At 59.8% G+C, this 25,869-nt stretch carries 16 protein-coding genes; 11 read left to right on the top strand and 5 right to left on the bottom strand.

The features are described 5' to 3' along the window. The first annotated feature begins 105 nt into the window (after positions 1–105). The 3 genes from JIN78_RS13530 to JIN78_RS13520 all read left to right on the top strand — a co-directional run bounded on the left by JIN78_RS13530 (position 106) and on the right by JIN78_RS13520 (position 2,850). Positions 106–606 (top strand): hypothetical protein, encoded by a 501-nt coding sequence (locus tag JIN78_RS13530; RefSeq protein ID WP_200392518.1) that lies wholly within the window; start codon positions 106–108, stop codon positions 604–606. Between the two features lie 67 nt (positions 607–673). Beyond that, on the top strand, positions 674–1,771 hold the full coding sequence (leuB, locus tag JIN78_RS13525; RefSeq protein ID WP_200392517.1) for a 3-isopropylmalate dehydrogenase: 1,098 nt from the start codon (positions 674–676) through the stop codon (positions 1,769–1,771). Positions 1,772–2,022: 251 nt separating this feature from the next. Continuing rightward, positions 2,023–2,850, top strand: coding sequence for a helix-turn-helix transcriptional regulator (locus tag JIN78_RS13520; protein ID WP_200392516.1), 828 nt, complete (start codon positions 2,023–2,025; stop codon positions 2,848–2,850). Positions 2,851–3,130: 280 nt separating this feature from the next. Here JIN78_RS13520 and JIN78_RS13515 read toward each other — a convergent pair whose 3' ends face one another. Then, positions 3,131–3,805, bottom strand: coding sequence for a hypothetical protein (locus tag JIN78_RS13515; protein ID WP_200392515.1), 675 nt, complete (start codon positions 3,803–3,805; stop codon positions 3,131–3,133). A gap of 30 nt (positions 3,806–3,835) precedes the next feature. Beyond that, positions 3,836–7,546, bottom strand: a complete 3,711-nt coding sequence (locus tag JIN78_RS13510; RefSeq protein ID WP_200392514.1) for a hypothetical protein — start codon at positions 7,544–7,546, stop codon at positions 3,836–3,838. Positions 7,547–7,918: 372 nt separating this feature from the next. Between JIN78_RS13510 and JIN78_RS13505 the strand changes: the two genes are divergently transcribed. The 8 genes from JIN78_RS13505 to JIN78_RS13470 all read left to right on the top strand — a co-directional run bounded on the left by JIN78_RS13505 (position 7,919) and on the right by JIN78_RS13470 (position 22,980). Further along, positions 7,919–10,717 (top strand): LamG domain-containing protein, encoded by a 2,799-nt coding sequence (locus JIN78_RS13505; protein ID WP_200392513.1) that lies wholly within the window; start codon positions 7,919–7,921, stop codon positions 10,715–10,717. A gap of 575 nt (positions 10,718–11,292) precedes the next feature. After that, positions 11,293–14,130 (top strand): LamG domain-containing protein, encoded by a 2,838-nt coding sequence (locus JIN78_RS13500; protein WP_200392512.1) that lies wholly within the window; start codon positions 11,293–11,295, stop codon positions 14,128–14,130. Positions 14,131–14,369: 239 nt separating this feature from the next. Beyond that, positions 14,370–17,006, top strand: coding sequence for a hypothetical protein (locus tag JIN78_RS13495; RefSeq protein WP_200392511.1), 2,637 nt, complete (start codon positions 14,370–14,372; stop codon positions 17,004–17,006). A gap of 8 nt (positions 17,007–17,014) precedes the next feature. Next, a complete protein-coding gene (locus JIN78_RS13490) occupies positions 17,015–17,674 on the top strand; it encodes a hypothetical protein (RefSeq protein WP_200392510.1) in 660 nt (219 codons plus the stop codon). Next, positions 17,671–18,660: a prenyltransferase/squalene oxidase repeat-containing protein gene (locus JIN78_RS13485; RefSeq protein ID WP_200392509.1), complete on the top strand. Its 990-nt coding sequence runs from the start codon at positions 17,671–17,673 to the stop codon at positions 18,658–18,660. Before JIN78_RS13490 ends, JIN78_RS13485 begins: the two co-directional genes overlap by 4 nt. Positions 18,661–18,663: 3 nt before the next feature. Further along, positions 18,664–20,199, top strand: a complete 1,536-nt coding sequence (locus JIN78_RS13480) for a hypothetical protein (RefSeq protein ID WP_200392508.1) — start codon at positions 18,664–18,666, stop codon at positions 20,197–20,199. Then, a complete protein-coding gene (locus tag JIN78_RS13475; RefSeq protein ID WP_200392507.1) occupies positions 20,189–21,610 on the top strand; it encodes a hypothetical protein in 1,422 nt (473 codons plus the stop codon). Before JIN78_RS13480 ends, JIN78_RS13475 begins: the two co-directional genes overlap by 11 nt. Further along, on the top strand, positions 21,607–22,980 hold the full coding sequence (locus JIN78_RS13470) for a hypothetical protein (protein ID WP_200392506.1): 1,374 nt from the start codon (positions 21,607–21,609) through the stop codon (positions 22,978–22,980). The genes JIN78_RS13475 and JIN78_RS13470 overlap by 4 nt, the downstream gene beginning before the upstream one ends. Positions 22,981–23,568: 588 nt before the next feature. Here JIN78_RS13470 and JIN78_RS13465 read toward each other — a convergent pair. Genes JIN78_RS13465 through JIN78_RS13455 form a run of 3 tightly spaced genes read right to left on the bottom strand, consistent with a single transcriptional unit; the run spans position 23,569 to position 25,685 of the window. Then, on the bottom strand, positions 23,569–24,291 hold the full coding sequence (locus JIN78_RS13465; protein ID WP_200392505.1) for a hypothetical protein: 723 nt from the start codon (positions 24,289–24,291) through the stop codon (positions 23,569–23,571). After that, positions 24,291–24,950, bottom strand: coding sequence for a hypothetical protein (locus JIN78_RS13460; RefSeq protein WP_200392504.1), 660 nt, complete (start codon positions 24,948–24,950; stop codon positions 24,291–24,293). Before JIN78_RS13460 ends, JIN78_RS13465 begins: the two co-directional genes overlap by 1 nt. A gap of 12 nt (positions 24,951–24,962) precedes the next feature. Then, entirely contained in the window at positions 24,963–25,685 is a 723-nt protein-coding gene (locus JIN78_RS13455; protein WP_200392503.1) for a hypothetical protein, read from the bottom strand. Positions 25,686–25,869: the final 184 nt, after the last annotated feature.

The following is a 25,869-nucleotide window of genomic DNA, read 5'->3' as shown; positions in this document are numbered from 1 at the left end:
TTGGTCCCTTGGTCACCGACGAAATTCCCATCCTTGCCCCACCGGGCGTTTCGCGCTTGCATCGGGGGCGAGGGGAAAGCACGTTCCCTCCTCACGCAACTACCTGTGAAAGCTCACCAAATTTACCAAGAAGTCGATCCCGCCGTCGTTGAAGACCTCTTCCGCTGGATGCGCGAGGAAGAACGCAACCTCTACAAATCCACCCTGCAGTCCCTGGGACAAGCCCGCAACCTGCGCCTGGTCTTCTTGCAGAAAAAGTCGGTCGCGGAGCAGATCACTTTCATGCACAAAATCCTGAAGCTGAAAACTCAGGACCTGGTGGGCGAGCACCTTCTGCAGGTATGGTTCATGAAGGGCAAGCAAGACCTCTTGCGCACCTTTTGCGACCGCATGGAAATCGAGCACGATGGCAATGGCCAGGTGATCGGCGATCTGCCCGAAACGCTGGACGATGAAAAGCTGAAGACCACCGTGGACCGTCTCCTGGAGATGTTCGATCCCAAAGTGGTCACCGTTTACCTGCACGTCTTCAACCTCCAGACTGAAAATGGCTGGGAGAATCTGGCCACTCTCCTGGCCGAGGACGAGCGCCTGAAGCTCAACTGACCCCCGCCTTCTTCACTGCGTCCGCGCCTTGACCTCGTCGCGCGGGCGTGGCATGCCCTCTCGCCACATGGCACACAAAATTGCAGTCTTGCCCGGCGATGGCATTGGTCCCGAAGTGATGGACCAGGCCCTGCGCGTTCTGGATTCCGTTGCGGAAAAATTCTCCCTCCAAGTCGAAGCCTCCACCCATCTGGTCGGGGGCGCGGCCATCGACGACAGTGGCTCCCCCCTCCCGGCCGAGACCCTGGCGGCCTGCGAAGCGGCCGATGCCATTCTCTTCGGCTCCGTCGGCGGCCCCAAGTGGGAAAACCTGCCCCCCGACACCCAGCCTGAACGCGGTGCGCTACTGCCCTTGCGCAAACACTTCGGTCTCTTCGCCAACCTTCGCCCCGGCGTCTGCCTGCCCCAGCTCATCGATGCTTCTCCCGTAAAGAACGAGCTCATTCCAGCGGGTTTTGACGTCCTCTGTGTGCGCGAGCTCACCGGCGGCATCTACTTCGGCACCCCCAAGGGCCGCGAAGAGCGGGAAGGGGAAGAAGCTGCGCTCGACACCATGGTCTACCGGCGCTCCGAGATCGAGCGCATCGCCCACGTCGCGTTCAAAGCCGCCCAAGGTCGCAAAAAGCGCCTGACCTCGGTCGATAAAGCCAACGTCCTCGCGGTCTCCGTGCTGTGGCGGGAAGTGATCGAGGAGGTGGCCACCCACTATCCCGACGTGACCGTGGACCATCTCTATGTGGACAATGCCGCCATGCAGCTCATCCGCCGCGCGCCCGAGTTCGATGTCATCGTGACGGGCAATCTCTTCGGCGACATTCTCTCCGATGAGATGGCCATGATTTCGGGGTCCCTGGGCATGCTGCCTTCCGCCTCCTTGGCCGAAATCAACGAAGAAGGCCTCAGCTTCGGCATGTATGAGCCCTCCGGGGGCTCGGCACCCGATATTGCCGGCCAAGGAATCGCCAACCCCATCGCGCAGATTCTCTCCCTGTCCATGCTGCTGCGCTACTCCCTCGGCGCCATCGAGGCCGCCGACGCCATCGATGCCGCCGTGGCCCGGACCATCGCGGATGGCTTCCGCACCGGCGATATCCACAGCAAGGCGGCGGGCGAAAAGCTGGCCAATACCGCTGAGATCACCGACGCTATTCTGGAACGCTTGTAAAAGAAACAAAGCACCCCTCTTACCCCTCCCCCGGTTCTCCGGGAGGAGGGCTTTTTTTTGTCCTCCGTCCGTCTGCCAACTGTTCCGGCAATCCCAAAGTGTCCGGTGGCTCCCCCCCTCGGCGGAAACGCCCCGGCCAACAGCAGGGGCCCAAAAGCAATCCTAACGAGATTTCATTGCTCTCGTGAGCAAATTCTGTTAGAAAAGAAGTGTTTTGATCGTTTCTCTCCTTTGCACCCCACAACAACGCCATGTCCTCGCCCACCTCCTCCGAACTGATTACGCCCGATGATGAACGCCGATTGGCCGAACTTTGGCAAAGCACCAATGACAAGTTAAGCTTGGGAAGTCAGGCGGCGCTCAAACATTTCATGATTGGTTTACGCGATTTGATTGGGGCCTGTGACTGCCAATGGTATGCCGCGCAGCGGGGCCTCACCCCCTGCGATGTCTTCTCTGTCAAAGTTTTCGACAAATGGTGGGTGGTTGATCTTTACAAACCTCTTCATCAACTCAGTGAGGAAGAACAAGACAAAGTGACCAAATTCTTTCTGGAGAAGATCCGGGAACATGGCTTTGACCACCTCACCCAACACGGGGCCCGCAATGCTGGCAAAACGCGCATTCATCTGCGACAAGACGTCATCTCCGACGAAGAATGGGAAGAATACTGGGTGTTGCGCGAATACCTGCAGCCCATCTACGGGGTGGCCGAGCGCATGCAGGCTGTCTTCCATGTCAGCAAGGACTGCGAGTCCTACTTTGTGCTCGACCGGACTGCGGAGCAAGGCCTGTTTGACGAGCGGGCCCGTCGCCTGGCCTACCTCGCCATCGCGGGCACGGGGATGCTCCAGCGCCGCCTCTTCTTTGTGCGCGGCCTCCTTCCTCCCTCGACCAAGGTGCTCTCTCCCCGGGAACGAGAAACTCTCTCGCTGCTGTTACGCGGCTACAACGAGAAGGAGATTGCGGAAGAACTCTCCCTCAGCGTCCACACCGTGCACCAATACACGACCTCCATCTATCGGGCCTTCCGTGTGCGGGGCCGGGTCGGCCTCTTTGCCGTGGCTCTTTCTTGCTGACCGATAGGTGTTCATTTGACTACGCCTTATTAGGGGAATTGCCAAAAAACCGACCCTCTCCTCTACTCATGACAGCGTTGTTAGCGGTAGGGCCACGAGCTTTGCCACAACCTGCGTAGCGACAACTTTCCTGGACATGCTGGCACGGATGCCCCCCCTCTGGATGATGGTTCCCCCCATCCCGGACTGGGGGGCATCGGTGACACCAAAGCAAAAAAAAACCGCCTCCAGCTGAGTAAGCGAAGACGGTTGCTGATTCTACAGCCGAGTGGCCTCTCTTTTAAGAATTCTCCTCGCGGTCGTAGATCGCGATGGGAATCGCCTTGGGCAGCCGGGCTCCTTTCTCGGCGACGCAAAAGACGAGCTTGCGCGCGGTGGAATCCTTGAAGTAAACGCTGCTGCTGAATTTCACCTTCCGTTGCTTGTCATCGGCATAGGACAGGGTCTGAAGGACCTTGTCATCACCAGGCGGGTCCACTTTCTCTTGTCCTCCAGGACCAATAACCACGGGCCGGGCTCCCTCCCCACACTCGACCATGATGGGCACGGAGAGCATGTTGAAAAAGTATTGTCCCCCGCCCTGCAGCCCGAGGGCTTGCAAGTCGAGAACCTTGCCCGCCAAATCCTCTCCCTGCCGGGACACGAGGACCAAGGCCTCCTTGGTGCCCGCAGGCACTTTCACGGAAAAAAGCGGCGCTTCTCCGGCAGCAGCTCCCTCTCCGTAGAAATCGAGGAATAGCTGATCCCGCAAATTTGCCTCCAACGGATTGGAGACATTGCGGTCCGAGAACTGGAAGCTCTCGCCCCCGGGCTGGTTGGCGAGCGACTGCACGCCGCTGCCAAAGCCGGTGATGCGATAGGTGATCTTGCGAGCCGCTTCTTCCTGGGCCCAGGCGGCCCCTCCTGCGAGAGCGAAGAAGGCCAACTGGGCCAAAATGATAAGTGGTCTTTTCATAAATGATAATCTTTGCCGTCTTTGACGACCTCACACCTCCGAAGGGGCGAGCCAGCGGAAGGAAACGAGCCGGAGACGGCGGCCGAAGCGCTCGTTCAAGTCGTTCAACTCTTCAGTAGAATCCTCGGGGTCGTTCGCGGGGTCAACCCAATCGATCCCCCGTTGCACGGTGGCTTCGCACCAGGCCTGCGCTTCTCCGTTGGAAGACTCGCCATAGGCGCGAATGGTGAAGGTGTCGGAGCGCACTTGAATCATCGAACCCAAGGACTGCAAAAGGTCGCCCTGCATTACATAGGTGGGAGTGCCCGCATGGCGGGAAACGAGGGCCGCCTCCGCGAACTCATAGTCGGTGCCCTTGATTTCGCCCGAGCTAATGCGGTCGCCATCCAGCTGCTTGTTCAGGGAGCGATCGAGGGCTGCTTGCAAGGCGCCCTTCACTGCCAATTCAGGATTGGAGCGGTCCAAGCGACGATTGACGAACTCGGCCACCGAGCGGAAGGGGCCACGCTTCTTGACCTCCACCACGATTTCCTCGGCCAGCTCGTCGAGCTCCTGCTCGCTGACCACCCGATAGCCTGCCCAGCTCTCGGCATCGCTGGCAGTGCCCCGCTGCGGGCCTCCCGCCGCCAGGGAGTAGCGACTGATGATGTAGTTGTCGAGACTGCTCAGCTCCGACTCGCCATTGACGGTAGTGCGCCGTCCTACGTTCAAGGTCGGCTGGCCCTTCTGGAGGTTGGATGCGAGGAAGGCTTTCCAAGCGGTTTTGGAGGTCGAGTTCACATTGAAACCACCTTCCATTTCGAGATAAGCGGCCGCCTTCTGGTAGCCATCCTGTTCCTCGAGTTCCTCCGCCAACTCACGGGGCTCCTTGTTTCCCCGCACGGGAAGAAGACGCGGATTGGGCAATTGCTTCTCACCGTCGAAGAATTCTTCCATCAAGTCATCTTTCTGGATCGATTCCACATCGAGGTCGCTGAGGACTTCGCCATCATAGTCGGCAAAGCCCGAGAAGAAGAAGTCATCCCAGAGCAGGGTGTTGGCCACGTAGCTACGGTCGAGGTGCTTGGTGGGCTTGAAGTGCTCGGTCGGAGGGCCCTGACCGTTGGTGGTCTCATGCCATTTCTTGCCATCGAGGTCGGGCAGCATGCTGGTCCGGCTGTCCGCATTGTCGACGCGGGAGTCGAGCCAAACACGCCAGCCTTCCTTGCTAATGGCGTCGCTGGGGACGTGGGGATTGGCGAAGGAATTGCCGATGGCGTAGTTTTGCAGGCTCAAATTCGACCAGCGGGTGGCATCGATGGGCACTTGGGCCACGTGCTGAAGCTGGGCGATGGATTGCAGGGGGGCGAAGGGGATCTCGGTGGCGATGGCCTTGTGCTGACCGCCAGGCCAATAGCTATTGCCCATGAAGGGACGCACTTCCCCATCGACGCTGTCGAGCTGCAACTGGGTCCAGGCCTCGTCGGCGGTCTGCACTGGAGTGTAAACCACGGTGTAGGGGCGCGAGTGCAACGCTGTATCGAGGTTCCCAGCCTGGCTCTCGGTCACTCCGGAGGTGCCTTGCCCCGAGATTCCGGCATAGGAATGATGGGGCACGTTGTGCAGCCAGGTCACGTTGGGATTCTTTTCGTCTAGATCACCATCCGTGGACTTGAGACGGAGATCCACCAGCATGAAGGGCACCTTCCGCCCACTGGCCAAGTCGGCAATGTTAAACTGAGAATTCAGGACTCCCTGATCGGAGGTTGCGGTGCCCTGATCGTTCCGCCAACTGACCTTGGCAGACCACTTGGAAGCGCGGGGCCGGTTGCCTCCGCCGCCCGCCCACTGCGTCCACCACAGCGGGGTGGTGCGCCAACCACTGGGGAAGCTGCGCATAATCATGCGGACATCGAGGGAAGAATAGGTCGCGTAATAGACCAAACCATCGTAATCCGCGCGCGGACCGGAGTTCTTCGAACCCTGTGGGGTGAAGACGTTGGTCGTAACATTGATCTGGTCCATGGCACTCACATACATCCCACTGAGAAGGTTCTCGCCAGGAAAATTGGCATCACCCGCGTTGTAGGTGTCGCCGATGACTCCATTCTTGACGATTCCCGCCGAGAAGTAGTTTTTGTTGGGCCGGGGGTCGAAATCGATGCTGGAAATGCTGCGAACCGACTCTCCCCGGGTGTAGAACTGGCTGGTGGTGCGATAGACCTCATCCGTGCCAAAGAACATCTTGGCTTCACCCGGCTCCATGGTGAAGGACTCATCCACGGTCATCCCAATGACATTCCATTGGGCGGAATTGCCCTGATAACTGTGATCGATCCATTGGTAGTCCACTTCCCGCCCGAAGACATTGACGGCATGCTCCAAGGACATGCCCATGTTCCCGACCGAGAATCCCGGACACTCCATGGGCACGTTGTAGGGATTCCACAAAACCACGGCAGGATAGGCGTGGAAGGTCACGATATACTTGTTGATCTCCTTGTCGAACTGCTTGAGCCGGGGAGTAATTTGATTGAGCCGCTCCTCGTTCACCCGGCCTTGGGTGGCATCCTGCACCCCGATGGAGAGGATGTAGCAGACCCGCTGGATGACCGGAGTGAGCAACTTGCGTTGATGATTCCAGGAGGGATAGGGATGCTTCAGGCCGGATGGCGGGTTGAAGTCATCGACCGCCTTCAGGGAAAGGTCACCCGCCAACAAATCGCGGTTGCCAGAGCGACGGTCGTTTTTATGGATGGCATAGTGCTGGCGCAGCGTCTTCCAATGCCCGGTGTCATATTCATTGTGAGGACTGAGAGAATCCAGCCCGTAGGGTCCCTTGGGGGCATTACCTTCCAATACCGTGCCCTCCCAATCACCGGACTCGGGCTCCCCTTCGAAGAACAAACTGAGGTCTTTCTTCAAGCCGCCGGTGGTGACATTGGTTAGCAGAGAGCGCGAGCCGAGAGCGACATCGTGGTAATAATCCTTGAGAACTTCAGGGGCGATGTCGGAGGCCAACGAAGCGGTGGCAAAGGTGTAGGCCTTGTTGGTGCTTTCCGAATTGGACTCCCAATTGAATTCCTCAATGGCGTCGAGACCGAAAACTCCCGGAACCCCGGTGCGGGCCAGATCATCACCGACGCTCAACTTGGGCCGCACTCCAGCACCATCAGCCAACAAGGTCTTCTCATCGCGCACTCCCAGTGAAACCTTGGTGGCATTCTCGCTCACCCACCAGGCGAGGCTCCCGTTGGTGCGATTGCCAGCCTGACCTCCGACTTGGGACTCCCTTTGCAAAGGGACCCGGCCAGCCGAGACGAACTTGTCTTCATCCGAACCCACCGTGCCGGAACCCACCATCTTGACCGGGTTTCGCACTCCGCCCTGCTGGAAGAGCGACACGCTGTCCTGGCGATTGCCCACCGCATTGGAAACGAGCCAACCCAGGAAGGAATCCTGGCTATCATAGTTGATGCGGCGGCCGAGCCCGTCTTCGGAATTGGCGTCGCGCGGATTTTGGCGGGCTTCCCAAGCGCCGGTGTAATGATTGTTCGTCTCCAAAGAACCGTCAAAAATTCCGGCCGGCCCGGTGATGGCCTGGTCGCGACCAATGGTCGTCTGCAGCTCGCCAATCGCCAGCATGAGGGCCAGACGAGCATTGCTCTCCGCCTCCAGGCGGGCCATCCCGGCTTGCGTGCTCCGAATCGTCGAAGACGACAGGGTCAACAATCCGACCGCAATCAGAGACAAGAGAATCATGAGAGTGACCGTCACCACCAAAGAGAACCCGCCCTCGGCCTCTCTTTGTTCTAAACGATTGGATGTCATCATAGTAAATTTTCGAATGATAGGGTTTTGATCCGAAGGGGAACCTTCGAACTACAATGTAACTGCACCCCCCTCGCGAGATTGGACGCCTTTTTTCCAATTATTTTTCCTGATCCCGGAAAATGCGATGGCAGTAAGGGGCCTCGCTGGAAAAGGCGAAGCTCGACAAACTATTTGGTCCAATCGCCGCCCCCGCCGGCAGTGAAGCTGGGTGAACCCCCTCCGGCGGTGCCTGCACCGATAACTGGAACCTGGGAAGGACCCCCTGAAAAGCACACCCTAGCTCTATACAGAAACATGACCATGAAAGCGCAATCGCTCCCGCTCATTTGCACCGGAGCCATCCTAACGACCGCAATGTCCGCCTCGGCCGACCTCGTTCACTATTACAACTTCAATGGTGCCACTCCCGGCATTGCCTTGGACTCCGGCTCAGCCGCCGAAGCAGCTTCCAATGGCACTTGGGCAGGTGACGTCGGAGCCGATGTCCCCACCACCGGCCAGATGGGCGGAGCCATCCGCATGAATGACGAGGACGGAGGTAACGGCCAAGAACACTACCGCCTCACCCCTGCCGGACTCGATGGCGCAACGGCAGCCACGGTCTCGATGTGGTTCAAGCTGGAGAGCGACAACGACAACGCCGGAGGCTACACAGGTTTATTCATGAGCCGGGAAGTCGATTTCGACAGCACCGGAGACGAAACGGCAGATAAAGAGAATCAAAACTGGGGCTTGGCCTTTCGCAACTCCAGTGGACCTCGCCGCCTCGATGTGCGCGTCAATGGTGCCGCCTCCTCTCACTCCACCGATCTCCCCGACAACGAATGGCACCACGTCGCCTTCACTTGGGACGGAAGCACTGGCGAGCGTGTCGTCTACGTGAACGGTGAAGTCGAAGATACGAGCACCGTCAACACAGGAAAGATCATCGCCGCTGGAGAATGGCGCCTCAGCGACGACGCCTGTTGTGGAGGACGCGAGATCAATGGCTCGGTGGACGATGTCGCCATCTGGGACGAGGTCTTGGACGCAGCTGCGATCGAAGCCATCTACACCAACGGCCAATCTGGAGTCGGCGTGCTGCCAGACTCCGACGGTGACGGTCTGACTGATGAACAAGAGACCTCTGGCTCCCGCAACCCCTTTGACGCCAGCGGCAATCTCGTCGGCGCAGGCAGCAATGGCGCACCCACCGACCCCAATGCCGCCGACAGCGACAACGATGGCGCGACCGATTTGGAAGAAGTTTTCGGACTCCTCAACCCCTTCGTCAACAACACCCTGAGCGACGAACCGGCTGGCGGCCCCTATGTTGGACACGATCCCACCGATCCAAACGACGACTCGACCGATGGCGACAGCCTGCCCGACCTGTGGGAGATGGAGAACTTCCTCGATCCCAACGATTCAACCGGTGACAACGGAAACACGGGAGATCCCGATGAAGACGCCCTGAGCAATCTGGAGGAATTCGATGAAGAGACCGATCCGCAGAACGCCGACACGGACGGCGATGGCCTGAGTGACTCTGAAGAGCTCAGTGGCAGCTTGAATACCGCCTTTGGCAACGAAGCCACCAATCCGACCGCCGCCGACAGTGACGATGATGGACTCAGCGACTGGGAGGAAGTGACTGGAGCGCTCAATCCCTTCAAAGATGGTGTCTTGATCGCCGACCCGGGCGAGACCCCCTACACCGACCACGATGCCACCAACCCGAACGACGAATACTCCGACGGAGACGACATGACCGACAAGGAGGAGATCGACAACAAGCTCGATCCCAACTCCGACACCGGCGACAATGGCAACGATGGCGATCCCGATGGCGACGGCATCACCAACGTGGTGGAAGTGCTCGACAATGGCACCGACCCCCGCAATGCCGACACCGACGGCGACGGCTTGACGGACGGCGAGGAAGACACCGAAGGCACCGACCCCCTCTTGGCGGACACCGACGGCGACAGCATCACTGACTTCGATGAGCTCAATTCACAAATCGACGGTGAGGGCCACGGCTTCAGCGCCACCGACCCGACCGCAGTCGACTCCGATGGCGATGGCTTCCCCGATGCCATCGAGCTGCGCAGCGAGCCGGCCACCGATCCCCAGGATGCGGCAAGCTTCCCCGCAGTGAAGCCCGTGGCCTACTGGCCCATGGACGAAACAGGAGATACCAACACCGCCATCGAGTGGATCAAACGCCACGACGCGGTGGCCACCAATGCGCCCCTCTGGACCTCGGGCAAATTCAACAACGCGGTCGACATTCAGGGAGCCAGCGCAGCCGATCAATGGTTGGCCGCGCCCCAGATCGCGGGCCTGAATGGTGCTACCGACTTGACCGTCTCGGCTTGGATCTACGTGAAAAATGGCAACACCGGCTATCGCGGCATCTTGACCACGCGCGGAGAAGGCCTGACCGGCAATGAAAACTGGGGGCTGAACATCGAAGGCAACAACAAGCAAACCGACAACCGCGTGCCCACTAGCGGCACCGGCGGCTCCGTTGGTCTCGACCACACCCCCACGGCAGGCGAGTTCGCCACCGTGACCTGGTATCACGTCGCAATGACCTACGACAGCGCGGCCGATGCGCTCGTTGCCTACATCAACGGAGTGCCCAGCGCGACTTCCACCCAATCCTATCCCATGACCCTGACCGGCCTGGGTTGGAACATCGGGATGGATATCAACTCCAGCACCCGCGACCTCGACGGTCTCATCGACGACGCCGCGCTCTTCAATGTGGCTCTCTCCCCCGAGGAGATTCAAGCCATCTATGATCGCGGAGAAAACGGCGAAACCATCGCTGACATCTACGAATTAACCGCTCCCGTGGTCGAGACGGCAGGAATCGAGATCGTCTCCTGCAACTACGACGCGGACGCGGACCAAGTGACCATCGCTTGGAAAGGCGGAGTGAACTTGCCCAACGTGAGCTCCTTCACCATTCGCTCGTCCGCCGACTTGTCGACTCCTATCGCGGAGTGGGACATCGTCACTACAGGACTCCCCAACGACATGGACGAGGCCACCATCACCTTGCCCAATCAGACCGGCCAACGGATGTTCTATGTCATTGAAGGCAACTGAGCCGAACGCGATTTGACACCCCTTCTCTCGCAACAAGCGGGCGCTCTTCCTCCGGGAAGGCGCCCGTTTTTTTGTCCACAGACTCCGTGATCCTCCACGTCGAGAAAGAGTCCCTTCTCACCTCACGCGATCACCCTCTTCGTCACAGAGCCGCTGAGACTCAGAGCAACACAGAGAGAATTCTTCATAAAAAACTCTGCGAAGCTCCGCATCTCTGAGTCTCTGCGTCGAGAAAGAATCCCTTCTCACCTCACGCGACCACCCTCTTCGTCACAGAGCCGCTGAGACTCAGAGCAACACAGAGAGAATTCTTCACAAAAAACTCTGCGAAGCTCCGCGTCTCTGAGCCTCTGCGTCGAGAAAGAATCCCTTCTCACCCTCTCCCCCTCGTCAAAAAAGAGAGAAAAGAAGTCCAAACAACACTCCTCCCGGCAGTGTTCCTGTTGAGACCTTCCCCGGGAAGTATTGTCAACCCATTCCGCGCATTCTGTTCCCTCACGGGAGACCCTTGCGCTTATCGACTTACCTCCGAGAAAGAGTTTCACCGGCAAAGGCCATTCATTTTAACCAAAACCATGAAACAAAAACACCCACAGGTCCCACTCGTGTGCACGGGACTCATCCTCGGAGCCACGCTCGCGACCACTCAAGCGGACCTTGTCCACTACTACTCCCTCGACGACACCACCCAGGGCACTATCACCGACACCGGGTCCGGAGCGACCGTCAATAGCAACGGTTCCTGGAGGGGTGATGCCGGAGCGGATCTCCGCGTCACCGGCCTTATCGACGGGGCCCTGCGCATGAACGATGAAGATGGCGGTAACGGCAGCGAGCACTTTTTCATGGACCTTGAGGGTCTCGATGGAGCCTCCGCGGTCACCATGTCGATGTGGTTCAAGCTCGAGGCGGACAACGACAACAGTGGCGGCTACACGGGCCTCTTCATGGCTCGCCAAGTCACCTTCGACAACGATGACGACGGAATCGCCGATCTCACCGCCCAAAACTGGGGAATGGCGTTCCGCAATTCCAGCGGTCCCCGGCGCCTCGATGTCCGCGTCAATGGACAAGCCTCCAACAATTTAACGGACCTCCCCGACCAAGAATGGCACCACGTGGCCTTCACTTGGGACGGCACCACCGGCGAGCGCATCGTGTATGTCAATGGCGAGGTGGAAGACACCGCGACGCAAGCGATCGGCAAAATCGTCTCCGCCGGGGAATGGCGCTTGAGCGATGATGCCTGCTGCGGCGGGCGCGAAATCAATGGCACGGTGGACGATGTCGCCGTGTATGACGAAGTGCTGGACGAAACCCGGATTGCCCAGATTTACCAAGAAGGCCTCCTCGGTTGCGGAATCACCGGACGACCCGGCGATACCGATTGCGATGGCATTCTCGACGAAGACGAGATTTCCGGAGCAATGAACCCCTTCGATGCCAGCGGGAACTTCGTCGGCGTGGGCAATGGCGGTGCTCCTACCGACCCCAATGACTCAGACTCCGATGACGATGGCGTGCCGGATGGACGCGAAGTCACTGGAGCACTCAACCCCTTCGTGAACAATGTTCTCGACGACACCCCGCTGGGCGGTCCCTACACCGGGCACGACCCCACCAACCCGAATAAGGCGTCGACCGATGGCGATAGCTTGACCGATCTGGAAGAAATCGAAAACTTCCTCAACCCCAACGATGCCACCGGCGAACACGGTGACGATGGCGACCCCGATAACGATGGCTTGGGCAATCTGGCGGAGATCGACCCCACCAGCATTTCCAGCCCCTACGAAGCGACCGATCCGCAAAATGGGGACTCGGACGGGGACGGCCTCAACGACGGCGAGGAGGTCAACGGCACCGCCAACACCTCTTTTGGCTCGGAGAGCACTGACCCGAACTTGGCCGACAGCGATGAAGACGGCCTCAGCGATGGCGACGAAGTCCTCGGTCGACTCAATCCCTTCAAAGACGGCGTCCTCGTGGGAGCCATCGACGGAGCGCCCTACACCGACCACGATGCCACCGATCCGAATGAGATTTATTCGGATTCGGACAGCATGACCGACAAGGAGGAAATCGACAACCGGCTGGACCCCAACAACGGGGACGGAGCCCAAGGCGACGATGGCGATCCCGATGGCGATCTGCTGACCAATGTCGAAGAAGTCCTCGACTATTTCACCAATCCCCTGGTGGCGGATACCGATGGTGATGGTCTCGATGACTTGACCGAGGTGGAGGGCGACACCGACCCACTGCTTGCTGATACTGATGGTGATACTCTCAATGACTTTGATGAAGTAAACGGTCTCCTTGATGGCGAGTCCCACGGCTTCGGGCCCACTGACGGGAGCGACGCCGACTCGGATGGCGACGGCGTGGCCGACCGCATCGAACTGGCCGCCACCCCGCCCAGTGATCCCAACGACAGTTCCGCTGTGCCTGCCGTCAAGCCCGTAGCCTACTGGGCCCTCGACGAGCCCACCGGCAGCATCGCCCGCGAGTGGGTCAACCGCAACGATGCCGAGTCCAACGGCCCCGCCCTCTGGGTTCCTGGCAAGTTCGGCAACGCCGCCGACATCGACGGAGCCAGCTCCGGAGACAAATGGTTCCAGGCCCAGACCCTGCAAGGCCTGAAGGGAGCGACCTCCCTCACCGTGATGGCCTGGATCCATGTGCGCAGCGGCAACACGGGCTACAAGGGCATCCTCACCACCCGGGGCGAAGGGCCCACCGGCAATGAGAACTGGGGTCTCAATATCGAAGGAAACAACGCGAACACCGACAACCGGGTGCCCACCAGCGCCGGGGGAGCTTCCGAAGGAATCAACAATCCCGGTCCCTCCAGCGGTCAATTTGGCACCCTGCAGTGGTATCATGTTGCGATGACCTTCAATGGCACGACCAACGAAGTGATCACTTACACCAACGGAGTTGCCGGAGCCACTGGCACCGCAGCCTATCCCACCGCCCTCACCGGCGAAGGCTGGACCATCGGCATCGATGTCAACCAGGGAACCCGCGACTTGGACGGTCTCATCGACGATGCCGCCATCTTCCCCGTCGCCCTCTCCGCTGAAGATATCCTCACTATCTACAATGAAGGGGAGAACAACGGCAAGACCGTGGGCGATCTCTACGACTTGACCGCGCCCCCCGTGATCGTGGTTGATAGCAACCTCGAGATCACCGCCATCAGCCGGAACGGCGACAGCGTCGACCTGACTTGGAATTCGGGAGCCGTGGCTGGCACATCCTTCAATGTGAAAGCCTCCAGCACTCTCGACACCCCCATCGCGGACTGGACCGTCGTCGCCCAGGGCATTCCCAATGACGGTGAAACCACCAGCATCACTGTCCCCAACCAAACGGAGGAGAAGAAATTCTTCGTCGTAGAGGAGAACTGAGCCGGTTAATCTGAGAGAGGCTTTCTCAAAGCTCCGGAGGGTCCGCCTTCCGGAGCTTTTTCATGCGGGCCTGACGAAGAATCTCCCCCATTACGCTTTTTCAAACTGCAAAATCGACAAGCGGTGCCACCTTGGGCCGTAGGAAACCCGCAAGGGGCAAACCAGCGGCATGAATGGGACAATTTTCCCGCTGGCGCACGCTTTGCTTCTCTGCGAACCTGTCCCGAATCGAAGTGCCGATGAAATCGACTCCTGACCCCAACCACCCCGCCGCCCGCGACATTCCGCCGGAGTTGCATCGGCAATTGCGGGACTTCCGCCGCCACCTCTGGCGCGCCAAACTGATGGAGGCCTTCCTCGCCGGAGTCTTCGGGCTGCTCTTTTCCTTTCTCCTCGTTTTCCTTCTCGACCGCCTCTTTTCCACACCCGGCTGGTTGCGCCTGGCACTTTTGCTGGTGGGCACCTCCTTCTTCGCCCTCTTCGCTCCCTACTGGGTGAATCGCTGGATTTTCAAGAACCGGCGGGAAAATCAGTTGGCCCGCCTCATTTCCCGCAAGTTTCCCCGGCTCGGTGATCGCTTGCTCGGGGTCTTGGAGCTCTCGAGCCAGAACGAGAGTTCGGCCACCTTCTCCCCGGCCCTGCGGGCGGCCGCCACCCGGGATGTGGCGGCAGCGGCAGCCAAGCGCGACTTCGCGGAGGCCCTTCCGCAGAACCGCAACCGCCTGGGGCTCGTCACCGTGGCTGTCCTCGCCTTGCTGGCTGCGGGAGCCTTTTTGTTCGTGCCCAAAGCCGGTTACAACGCCCTGCAACGCTGGCTCATGCCCCTTTCCGACACCCCCCGCTACACACTCACCCAGTTTGGTGACGGCTTGCCAGCCCGGCTCGTGGTTCCGCTGGGAGAGCCCTTCGCCCTTGAGGTCCCCCTGCACGAAGACTCGGAAAACCAGCCTGCCAAGGCCCGAGCCCGGCTCGGTGCCCAAGGTTGGCGCGATTCCGCCCGGGAGGACGACCACTACCATTTCGACTTCCCCGGACAACAGGAAGCCGGCGAAATCACCCTTGCGGCGGGTGACGCCCGGGCCCGCGTGCGGGTCATCCCCACCCTGCCTCCGACCTTGGAATCGGTGGGCGGCACCCTCACTTTCCCCGCCTACCTGCAGCGCCCGGATCGGCAAATCGAGATTCGCTCCGGCACGTTGTCCCTCCTGCACGGCAGCTCACTTTCCCTCCAGACGCAAGCCTCGCGCCCTCTCTCGGCGGGCACCCTGACCGTGCGGGATCTCCCCTTGGATACCGACCGCGAAGGCGACAGCGAGACCCTCGCCGCGCGCATCGAGGGAGCCCGCGCCTCCCACCCCGCCCTCGCGATGGCTGATGTGCCCCGCGAAGTCCGCCTCGCTTGGGTGGATGACCTCGGCCTCGCAGGCACGGAGAGCTTCCGTCTCCGCCTGGAGCCTCATCAGGACGAGCGGGCCACCGTCTATCTGCAAGGAGCCCAGCGCCAGCTCGCCATTTTACCGGAGGAAACCGTGGAATTCGAAGTGACCGCGCAGGATGATTACGGCTTGAAATCCTTTGGCTTGGAGTGGCAGGGCGAATTCACCAAACCCAGTCCCGACGAACCGGCCCAAGGCGAGCTCGAGCTGGCCAGCGGAGGGCCGACCGAAACCCAGCTGGTGTCCCCCGCCGCGTTCTCTCCCCTCGTCTACGATATTGCTCCGCAGAAGCTCACCCTGCGGGCCTACTGCGAGGACTACCACCCCGAGCACGGACGCAGCTATTCCCAAACCATCGAGATCTACATCCTCACCCGCGATGAGCACGCCCAGATGCTCAAGGATCGCTTTGATCGCGCCATTGGCGAGCTGGAAGATGCTGCCCGCGAGGAGCAAAACAATCTCGACGAAAACAAGCGCCTCGAGCGCCTGGCTGACGAAGAGCTGCAGACCCCGGAAAACCAGGAACGGCTAGAGAAACAACGGGCAGCGGAACAAGCCAATATCGAGAAAATGGAAGAGCTGAACGAGACGGTGGAAGAGCTCTTTGCCGACGCCCTCCGCAATGGCGAAATCGACAAGGAAACCTTGCAGAAACTGGCAGAAACCCGCAAGCAGCTCGGCGAACTCTCACAGGAAGACCTGCCTCAGGTGGAAGAGCTATTGCGCCAGGCCCAGGACCAGCGCTCCACCCCGGAGCAGGCCAAGAAGGACCTCGCGGAGGCCATCCAAAAGCAAGAGGAAGCCCTCCAGAAGATGCGGGAGACCCTGGAAAAAGCCAATGAGGCCAAGCGCGACTTCGAGGCCGCCACCTTCGTCAACCGCCTCAAGCGCGCCGCCAGCGAACACGATGGCATCGCCTCCGCGTTGGCCGACTCACTGGATCGGCTAGTGGGCCTGGACCCCCGGGAAATTGACCCCGTGGAGGAACGGCTCTTGGGCGAACTGGGCATGCAGCAGAAGCGCACGGCCTCGGATGTGCGCTGGATCCAGGAAGATTTGGGACACTTCTTTGCCCGCACCGAGGAAGCCATCCACCAAGAACTCCTCACCGAGATGCAGGAGTCCCGCATCGACGAAGCCCTGGAGCGCAATCGGGAACGCCTCACCAGCAATCTGACCTTCCGGGGTATCGTGTTTTCCAAGGAATGGGCCCGGCAATTGCGCGAATGGGCCGAAAAACTGGAGGGCAGCCAAAACCAGAACGGCGGCGGCGGCGGTGAAGGCGGCGGCGGCGGGGGCTCCATGGAAGACCAGGATTTCGAGTTTATGCTGAAAGTGATGCGGATGATTCAATCCGAGCAAGACATCCGAGCCCGCACCCGGGCCGTGGAGCAACTACGCCGCACGGGCCTCCCGCCAACCCCCAGACTCCCCTGACAAATTCTATGAAGATTCCTCTCCCCGCAAGCACGGCACTCTTGGCCGCTTCCCTGGGCCTGGCGGCTCTCGCCCCCGCGCAGGAAGGCCGTGACGAAGCACCCGCCGAAACCGTCGCCGAGCGCGTGCTCGCGCAAGCGGAAGAGCTGGCCTACGAACAGGATGAGCTCTCCGCCGACGTCATGGAGCTGGTCGAAAGCCAAACCGACCTCAAAGTCATCGCCCTGCTGGAAGAAGTCGAATTCATCATGGCCGAAGTGACCGATGGATTGGTGGAGGGCGAGACCGGCGGCGGCACGATGGCAGCCCAGACCGAAATCATCGAAAAAATCCTCGCGGCCGCCCAACAGAAGCAGCAGTCCTCGGGCGAGAGTTCTCCCGAATCGCAGGAAAGCATGGGTGCCATGCTGGACATGATGAAAAGAATGATGGGCAAAGAGCCGGGCGACCAGAACGGGCCACCCCAAAACGGCGAACAGCCGGGCCAGACGGGAGGAGAAGGGCAAACCGGAGAATCCGACCGCGCCAATGAGCGGGTGGAAGGCGAGGTCGAGGGAGCCACCAGCGAGCGGGTCATCCCCAAAGGCAGCGCCCCCTCCGGAAACGGTCTCCCCCGCGAGTTTCAGAAATTGCTCGACGCCTACAACCGCAACGATTCCCAGCCATGAAAACTCTCTTTTTGATACTCTCGCTCGCGGGGCTGGCCGGGCTTCCCCTCGCCGGGCAGAGCTTGCCCCGCCGGGAAGCCAATCCCATCCCACCCCAAGTGGAAACGATGTATACCAAGGGCTTGCGCTTTCTTTCGCGTGCCCAGCTGAACGATGGCTCTTGGGAAGGACGTTACAGCGCGGAGCCAGGAGTGGTGGCCCTCTGCACCCTCGCCTTCCTCGCTCACGGAGAAGACCCCAACCACGGTCCCTACGCCCAGAACATTTCGCGCTCGCTGAATTATCTTCTGGCCAACCAGAACGAAAACAACGGCTACATTGGCAATAGCATGTATAATCATGGCTTTGCCACGCTCGCCCTGGCAGAATCCTACGGCGTGGTCAATGATCCCCGACTCGCTCCCGCCCTTTCGCAGGCAGTGGACCTCATTCTTTCCGCCCAAAAGGTCAATGGCCTGGAGGCCTGGCGCTACACTCCGGAAAGCCACGACGCCGACACCACCGTCACCGGCTGCCAGCTGGTGGCCCTTTTGGCAGCCCGCAATGCCGGTCTCCCCGTGCCGGAGGAGGCTATCGACAAGGGGCTGGCCTACCTCGCTCGCTGTCGCTCCAATCAGGGGGGCATCGGCTACACCTCCTCCTCGGGAGAAAAGCCCACCCTCACCGCAGTGGGCGTGACCTCCTTTTCCCTCGCCAAGCGCAAGGATGGCAAGGGCTTTGCCAGTAGCGTGAACTACCTCACCAACCACCTGAACTACCGCGACCGGCACTATCCCTTCTACTTCGAATACTACATGTCACAGGCCCTCTTCCAAGCCGATAGCGAACTGTGGGAAGAATGGAATGCCAAAAACATTCGCTACATGGGCGCCTCGCAAAATCCCGATGGCTCGTGGAGCGACAGCAAAGGGCAGGCCTATGCCACCTCCTGCGCCCTCCTTTCCCTCGCCCTCAATTACCGATTCCTGCCGATTTACGAAAAATAGACCGTGAAGTTCCTTTCTCTCTTCCTTGCCAACGCTCTCCTCTCCCCGGCCTTTGCCGCGGAGGCCGGAGACGATTTTATCCGCTTCAAAGATGGTGACACCCTGCATGGTGACTACCAAGGGCTCGATGAAGGCTCTCTGGTGCGCTGGCAGAATGATGAAGCCCTCGAAACCATCACTTTCAAGTCCGACAACCTGCGCAAAATCAGCCTCAATGGCGGGCAAGCGCCGCAAGCCATCCGCAGCGCGGGGCTCCTGGCCCTCAGCAATGGAGACCTCGTGCCCGGGGAACTCATTGCCATGGGTGAGGATTCGCTGAGTCTGCAAACCGAGTTTGCGGGCTTGTTGACGATTCCCCGCGAGCATGTCCGCTGGGTGCAACCCAATCGCCATGGAGGACACGTCCGCTATGCCGGTCCCTTCAACGAAGAAGGCTGGCAAACCCCCGGCCCCCCGCCACAGGAAACTCCCGAAGGCCCGGACGCCGCACGCTGGCACCATGGAGGAGCCGCCTGGTATAGCAACAACGAGGACATCCTGCGTCTGAACGTGCCTCTCCCCGACCGCGTTTCCATCCGCTTTCACTTGGCTTGGCAACCTCCGCTGAATGCAAACATCGCCCTTTTCACCGACTTCCAGCGCCCCGCCCGCGAAGAACAAGCCCGCGTCCGCCGGGTACCCGATGCCGCCCGGGCCATCGAGGAACAGGACGTCGCGGAAGAAGTCGGAGACGCCGAAGAGGCAGTAGAGGAAGAACCCGCAGGCCCCGCCATGGAAGACATCATGGAAGTGGGCCCCGGCAATTCCGACTCCGATTCCTACGGCTCGGGCTACCTCCTCTCCCTGCTCTCCAGCTATTCCCGCCTGCAACGCCTGAGTTTCGATGCCCGGGGCAATGCCAAAAAGACCACCTTCAACTCGGGAAACCGACTGGATTTGAATGATTATCAGCAAGCTCATTTCGAGCTGCGGGCCCACCGCTCGGAAGGCGTGCTCGCCCTCTACATCAATGGCGAATTTCACTCGGAGTGGCAGGACCTGGCCGAGCCTTTGGACGAGGCCGACCGTTTCTTCGCCATTTCCGCCGGCAGCCGCGGTCGACTCCGGCTCAGCGACCTGGTGATCGCGGATTGGAATGGCATGCCCGATTCCGCCCGCAGCATGGAGAATGAGGAACGCGACATTCTCCTCCTCACCAATGGCACCGACCGCCTCTCCGGGCGCGTCTTGACGATGGAAGAAGAGGTCTTTCGCATCGATACCCGCTACGGAGTCTTGCAAATCCCGTCCGCTGAAGTCGCGGATCTGCGCCTGGCCACCGGACATCTGGCAGAAGCACCGGAGAGCGAGAACGAACAAGTTCTCATCAGTATGCAACCCAAGGGCCTGCTTTCCCTTTCACCCGGCAAAGGCTCCGCCGACATCCTGCGCGGCAGCCACCCCATCCTCGGCAATCTGACTCTCGACCTCAGCTACGCGTATTTGATGGAATTTGATCCGATTGGCTCCATATTCGACAACTGGGATGATGAATTTTAGACCCCTCCTCCTTCTCCTTTCCTGCCTCACGGCCCCGGCGGAAGTCCTCACCCTGACGGACAGCGAGCGCTTCGAGGGCAAGCTGCTGGGCATCGACCCGGAAGACGGCATCTTGCTGGCGAGTCCCCGCTCGCCCGAGGCCGTGGCCTTCCGCGCCAGCTCCCTGCAACGACTCGAGCTCACCCCTCCCCCCGCCCAGGCCCGCGAACAAAGCGAACGTCTCGTTTTGGCCAATGGCGATATTTTACCAGGAAAGTTGTTGTCCCTTGATGAGCACAATCTCCGCTACCGGCTCCCGGGAGAGAACGACCTCTCCATTCCCCGCGATCGAGTCGCCACCCTGCGATTCGGCATCCGCCCGCAGCAGCTCCTCTACCGCGGCCCCGGCCCCTTGGACGAATGGATGGGCTCCGGCGTGGAAGATTGGTCTCTGGGGAAAGAAGAGGAGGACGGCCTCTTGATTTTGGAAGCAGGCGAGATCAGCCGTCTCCTCGACCTAGGGCCCCAGTTCATTCTCAAGTTCTCGCTCCGCTGGCAGGAAGAGCCTTCGCTGCGTATCTCCTTCGCCAACTATCCCAACGAACAGGAACAGCGGGATGGCTACTACCTCGCCCTTAACAGCGGTGGGGTGCAGGTGAGGCGGGAGAGCAACGAAGGGCCCCACACCCGCACCCTGCTGGCCCTCGATAATGTGGAGGCTTTTGACGACAACGCCGTCACCGTCGAGATCCGGGTCAACCGCCTGCTCAACACCCTCGACCTTTATTTGGACGATACCCTCATCCGCCAGATGCGCGATGAAGCCCCCCCCACCCATGGACAAGGCCTCAGCATCGCCCGCAACCGGACCAACAGCGGAGCCTGCTATCTCAGCGAGCTGGAAGTCTACAGTTGGGACGCCGTTTCCCAAATGGAGCTCTTTGAGGAGCCTCCCGCCGCCGGGCAAGACAGCCTCATCGATGCCGATGGACGCCGCCTCTCAGGTCAATTGCTCACCCTGCGCGGACCAACCCCGCCCGCTGCCGAAGAAGAACCCCGGACCCCGGAAGAGGAAACCCCTGCCGGGGAATCCGGAGGAGAAGAATCCCGCCCCAGCGACGACGCCCCCGCCCCAACCGGGGAGAACAGCCCCGCCGCCTTCCTCTTGGCCAGTCCCTTCGTCGATGAGCCAGTGGCCATTCCAGAGCAAGAGACCCGCATCATCTACTTCCGGCGCGCCGAAGAGAATCCCGCTCCAGCCACAGACAAGCAATACCTCATCGAGATTGCCAACGAGGGCCTGCTCACCACCGGGAGCTTTTCACTCGACGAGAATGGCTTCACCCTCAGTCACCCTCTCTTGGGCCCGCTGACTTTACCTACCGGACTCGTGCGCGAGATCCGATCTCTTCCCGAACCGACCACGCCATGATCACACCCCTCCTCTCCTGCAGCTTGCTCTGGGCCCTACCAGCCTTGGGGGCCGCCCCCGTTCCGATCAAAAGCACGCTCACTTTTCCCGGCGGAGACGCCCTCTCCGGATCTCCCGCCGGCTTGACCGCCGACGGCTCCCTGCTCTGGAACAGCCCCCATTTTTCCAAAAAGCCCCTGCCCTTTTTCACCAAAGAAATCGACAGCATCCAGCTCTTCTCCGAGGTCGCTCCCCAGCAGACTGCCGCCCCCCTGGCCACCTTGACCTTCCAGAGCCATATCGACGAGCAAAGCGATACCCTGCAAGCCGAGTTACTCCATTTCGACGAAGAAACGGTCAAGGTCCGCACCTGGTTTGGCGGCGAGCTCTCACTGCGCCGCGCCATGCTCGACGCCATCGAGGTCGATGACGCCGGACAAACTCTCTTCACCGGACCGGGAGATCCCGCCGAATGGCAAGCAGTGGGCGATGACAGCCAGGCCTGGAAAATCGAAAACCGCAAATTTGTCTCCCGCGAACAAGGCGGACTGGCCCGCGAATTTCCGGATTTGCCCGACCGCTATCTCATCACCTTCGACGTGCAGCTCGATTACCCCCCCTATCTGCGCCTCCATCTCTGCGCCGATAGTGGCACCGACAACATGCCCGAGACCGGCTACTCCCTCTCCCTGCAGCGCAATCTCATTCTCTTTCGCAAGCGCGAGAACGGTCGCCACTACAACCTGAACCCGGATCGCTTCGGAGAGCCACACGAGTTCTCCCAAGACGGCCCCACCCAGGTCGCGGTTTATCTCGACCGCCAGGAAGGCACCCTCGCCCTCACCCTGGATGGCAAACTGGCCACCTCCACCACCGATGTCGAGCCCCTCACCGACACCCACTGGTTTCACCTCAGCAGCCTCAATGATCGGGAAGTGATCGTCTCCAACTTCCGCATTCTCCCTTGGGATGGCGAGCTTCCCCGCCAGAACCCTCTCCTGGCCAACCGGGAAGAACTCCCGGCGGCAGGAGAACAGATCGAGCTCCAGAACGGCGACACCATCATCGGCAAAGCCACCAGCATTGTGGATGGCAAGCTCCGCATCGAGACCGAATACGTGCCCGTCTCAGTGCCGGTCGAACGCCTGCGCTCCTTTCAAGTGACCCCACCAGGAGAAGGGGAAGGCCCCCGCATCTACGCCGGAGACGTGCGAGCCTACTTTCCCCAAGGCGGCCACCTCACCCTGCGGGTTGCGGACCTCACCGCGACCACCATCACCGGCTACTCCCAAGTCTTTGGCGAGGCGACCTTTGACCTCCGGGCATTCACCCGCCTGGAATTCAACCCCTACGACCCCGCCTTCCGGCAACGCCGGGGACAACCCTACTAAGAGCGAGAAAAATTCTTCTCCGGGCGCGAAAATCAATTTGCGGAATGCGGCGTCCCGGCTAATCTCTCCTTCGTCTCCTGTGGTCGCTATTAAGGATGCGAGCTCGGACCGATATGTAAAACAATGGGGGCAGCCCCGAGGGATGTGAATGTCAAGCCTTTCCAGGAAGGCAGACGCGGTCCCCGGAGTCCCCAACCTGCTGAGTCTTCGGAACGCAGCTTATCGTAGCCTTGGTGGTCACAGAGGATAAAACATCTAAACCCGCTCCCGCGCGCTCGTCGCCGGATGAGCGGGTTTTTTGTGTCCTGTCGATGACAACGTCAGGGACGAGCACGCCGGTAGGGCTGAGCGGCCCGCCCCGCCGATTCTATTCACTGAACGCTCACCGATCTTTCCGAGTGGACGAAAAAACCTGGCGGGCTCGGGCTTGGTGGTCCCTCAGGAAATGCGGACAATCCCCAACCCATTCGCAAAAACGGGAGAAGGGGCAATGGAAAATCACGGCACGGCGGGCCACCACGCCCTACCATCAATCCAGAGCAACCCCTTTGGAAACAACGGAGGCGAAAGCAAAAAGCCGCTTTACCCTTACCAAACTGATCGACAATGAGCAATGGCCGCCGAGGCGTCCTTCACTGGGTGGCAAACACCCGGACCATCCGGCAAAAACGGCGGACGATAACGGAATACCGAAAAACACCGCCGAGCCAAAGGCGATTGCGTCCAGTCCATGATGCGAACCCCCTGCTCCACCGCGAGACTCGGAAAATGAAACTCGTGAAAAAGAAAACGGCCCCGCTTCTCCCGGTCGGCCAGCAGGGCCGTCACCATTTCACGGCTCAAGCAGCACAGAGGCTGAAAGGCCCGGTAAGGATCGGCAAACTCGGACCCATAGTTCCGCCACCAATACCATTGCGGATGCTCCGCCCGGGAGAGGATTCCCTCCGCCGCATAGTCGATGTCCAGGCGGGCCGTCTCCCGCACCAGAGCGGAAAAAGAAGCCGCATCCCCCGCGACATCATCCTCCACCAGCCACACGCGTTCGAAATCGCGCTCGCACTGAGCCAAATGATAAAAGGCCCGCGACCAGGCAGTGTAGAGCGGGAAATAACTCGTATTGCTCATCAGTCCTTCGTAACCCGCTAGTAGTTCGTTTTCATACCAGTAGAGGCCAATTCCCTTGCTCTCCTCCCCTTCCTCTGGAGCCTGATCCACGACGATCTCGACCGTTCCCAAGGGCGCCAAAACCTTCCGCAGGGCCTCCCCCACCGGCCCCTCTGCCCGCGTCATGATGAGAAAGAGTTCCTTCATTAAAGTGGTCGATGACGTGGATAAATTGGCACAAGGCTGGGCCATTCCCCGGCTTTTCGCTCTCGCAGAGCAGTGATCAGTCGAGAATATCCCCCACCCGTTTGCACAAAAAGTCCTGCATTGCAGGCCTCGACAATATCATCGTCTGCCCAACGATCCATCACCAGCGAGGTTTCGATACTATGCTGGGCAAATAGCTCTCGAATCCGCCCCAGATAATCTTGCGACTTCGTTCCCTCGAATCTTCCCAGAGGATGCAAAGAAGAAATGATCTGCACCTCACGAATTCCATCCTCTTTCAGCTCTTCAACCACTTCCAAGAAATACTCCTGCGGCATCACGTAGAGAATGCGCACTGTTGAGCCCTTTTCGTAATAGGGTTCCCGCCAAAGTCGGTCCACCTCTACGGAGTTCTCAATGACATCGCCGGTGCGAACATGCATCACACAGGCCTTGTCGGGCTCGTTTTCCCTCCATGCGGGATGCTCCCGCGCTATCTCAAGCAAGGTCACATAATCATCCTTCCAGCCCGGGCTTCGCTCCGCATAACGACCTCCGAAACTCTCCGGATAATGCTCACGATAAATCTCCGGTCGATTATTGCCATTGCGGCCATAATACCCCTTCACCAGATCCGCCACTCGATAACTCGGTTTCATTTGCCAACTCTTTCACACCTCCACCATCATACGGCCAAATCCATACCGAAGTTCACCTCGCAGAGAGTAGGTCGCAATCTCTGTTCTCTGCTGCTGAGTCCGGCCCTGCAGGTGATCGACAAATTCCTCTTTGGACAATGGAGAGTATTTCACCGTATCCGACTTGTCATTTTGAATGGCTTCCCTCCGGGGCGGATAGCGATGAACAGTCGTCCGTCGCCGCATCTCCTGCACCAAAATCCGGTCATGCTTACCCGCATAGCCAGCATACTCCGGGTAGGCCCCCGCCGCTAAAAACAACTCCCCAGGCAAGCCGATGCGCCCGAAAGAGCCATCGAACCATTTGCCAAATCCGTGATAGCCAATCCCCATCTCCGCCAGCGCAGCCAACAACGAAAGCTCTCCCACGGTCAGAAAATTATCAATATCGAGATTGAGGAGGTAACCTCCTCCCAAGAGAATCCCCAAGCGATGCGCCAAATTCTTCACCCGTGGAATATGAAAATAAGGATCTTCATTCCGGACAACCATCAGGGCCAGCTTGCGCTCATGGATCAGGTGTTCATATCGCTCCTGCAGCCAGTTCTCACTCTCGTCCGGGCAGTTGTAGGCCACCACGACATTGAGCACGTCTCCGCCCAAGGCTCGAAATTCCTCCTGCGCGACAAAGTTCTCCGGCAATGTCTGGCGAGCCTGGTGAAGCCTCCCTTTGCAAGTCTGGCAGACGACAATCATCAATCCACTCCTAAAAGATAGAGACAGCGATAGACACGTCGATCAGCATCATCCCTGCGACGGATAACGAATTGGTGCAGCACCCGCATACCCATTCGCGTCAGGTTAAGGCTGTGAGGCCTGATTCTATGGGGGATTTGCGGGTTCGTCGGTCTCTTTTGAGGTGCCGCGGATCAGGACTAAA

Source organism: Roseibacillus ishigakijimensis (assembly GCF_016595415.1).
Classification (GTDB): Bacteria; Verrucomicrobiota; Verrucomicrobiia; order Verrucomicrobiales; family Akkermansiaceae; genus Roseibacillus; species Roseibacillus ishigakijimensis.
The sequence above is the reverse complement of the archived record's forward strand: the minus strand, read 5'-3'. Positions and strand labels throughout refer to the sequence as shown.

Bases quoted from the DNA above. Each gene is read 5' to 3' on its own strand.
- leuB (WP_200392517.1), top strand. From the start codon at position 674: ATGGCACACAAAATTGCAGTCTTGCCCGGCGATGGCATTGGTCCCGAA.
- JIN78_RS13520 (WP_200392516.1), top strand. From the start codon at position 2,023: ATGTCCTCGCCCACCTCCTCCGAACTGATTACGCCCGATGATGAACGC.
- JIN78_RS13515 (WP_200392515.1), bottom strand. From the start codon at position 3,805: ATGAAAAGACCACTTATCATTTTGGCCCAGTTGGCCTTCTTCGCTCTC.
- JIN78_RS13510 (WP_200392514.1), bottom strand. From the start codon at position 7,546: ATGATTCTCTTGTCTCTGATTGCGGTCGGATTGTTGACCCTGTCGTCT.
- JIN78_RS13505 (WP_200392513.1), top strand. From the start codon at position 7,919: ATGAAAGCGCAATCGCTCCCGCTCATTTGCACCGGAGCCATCCTAACG.
- JIN78_RS13500 (WP_200392512.1), top strand. From the start codon at position 11,293: ATGAAACAAAAACACCCACAGGTCCCACTCGTGTGCACGGGACTCATC.
- JIN78_RS13495 (WP_200392511.1), top strand. From the start codon at position 14,370: ATGAAATCGACTCCTGACCCCAACCACCCCGCCGCCCGCGACATTCCG.
- JIN78_RS13490 (WP_200392510.1), top strand. From the start codon at position 17,015: ATGAAGATTCCTCTCCCCGCAAGCACGGCACTCTTGGCCGCTTCCCTG.
- JIN78_RS13485 (WP_200392509.1), top strand. From the start codon at position 17,671: ATGAAAACTCTCTTTTTGATACTCTCGCTCGCGGGGCTGGCCGGGCTT.
- JIN78_RS13475 (WP_200392507.1), top strand. From the start codon at position 20,189: ATGAATTTTAGACCCCTCCTCCTTCTCCTTTCCTGCCTCACGGCCCCG.
- JIN78_RS13470 (WP_200392506.1), top strand. From the start codon at position 21,607: ATGATCACACCCCTCCTCTCCTGCAGCTTGCTCTGGGCCCTACCAGCC.
- JIN78_RS13465 (WP_200392505.1), bottom strand. From the start codon at position 24,291: ATGAAGGAACTCTTTCTCATCATGACGCGGGCAGAGGGGCCGGTGGGG.
- JIN78_RS13460 (WP_200392504.1), bottom strand. From the start codon at position 24,950: ATGAAACCGAGTTATCGAGTGGCGGATCTGGTGAAGGGGTATTATGGC.
- JIN78_RS13455 (WP_200392503.1), bottom strand. From the start codon at position 25,685: ATGATTGTCGTCTGCCAGACTTGCAAAGGGAGGCTTCACCAGGCTCGC.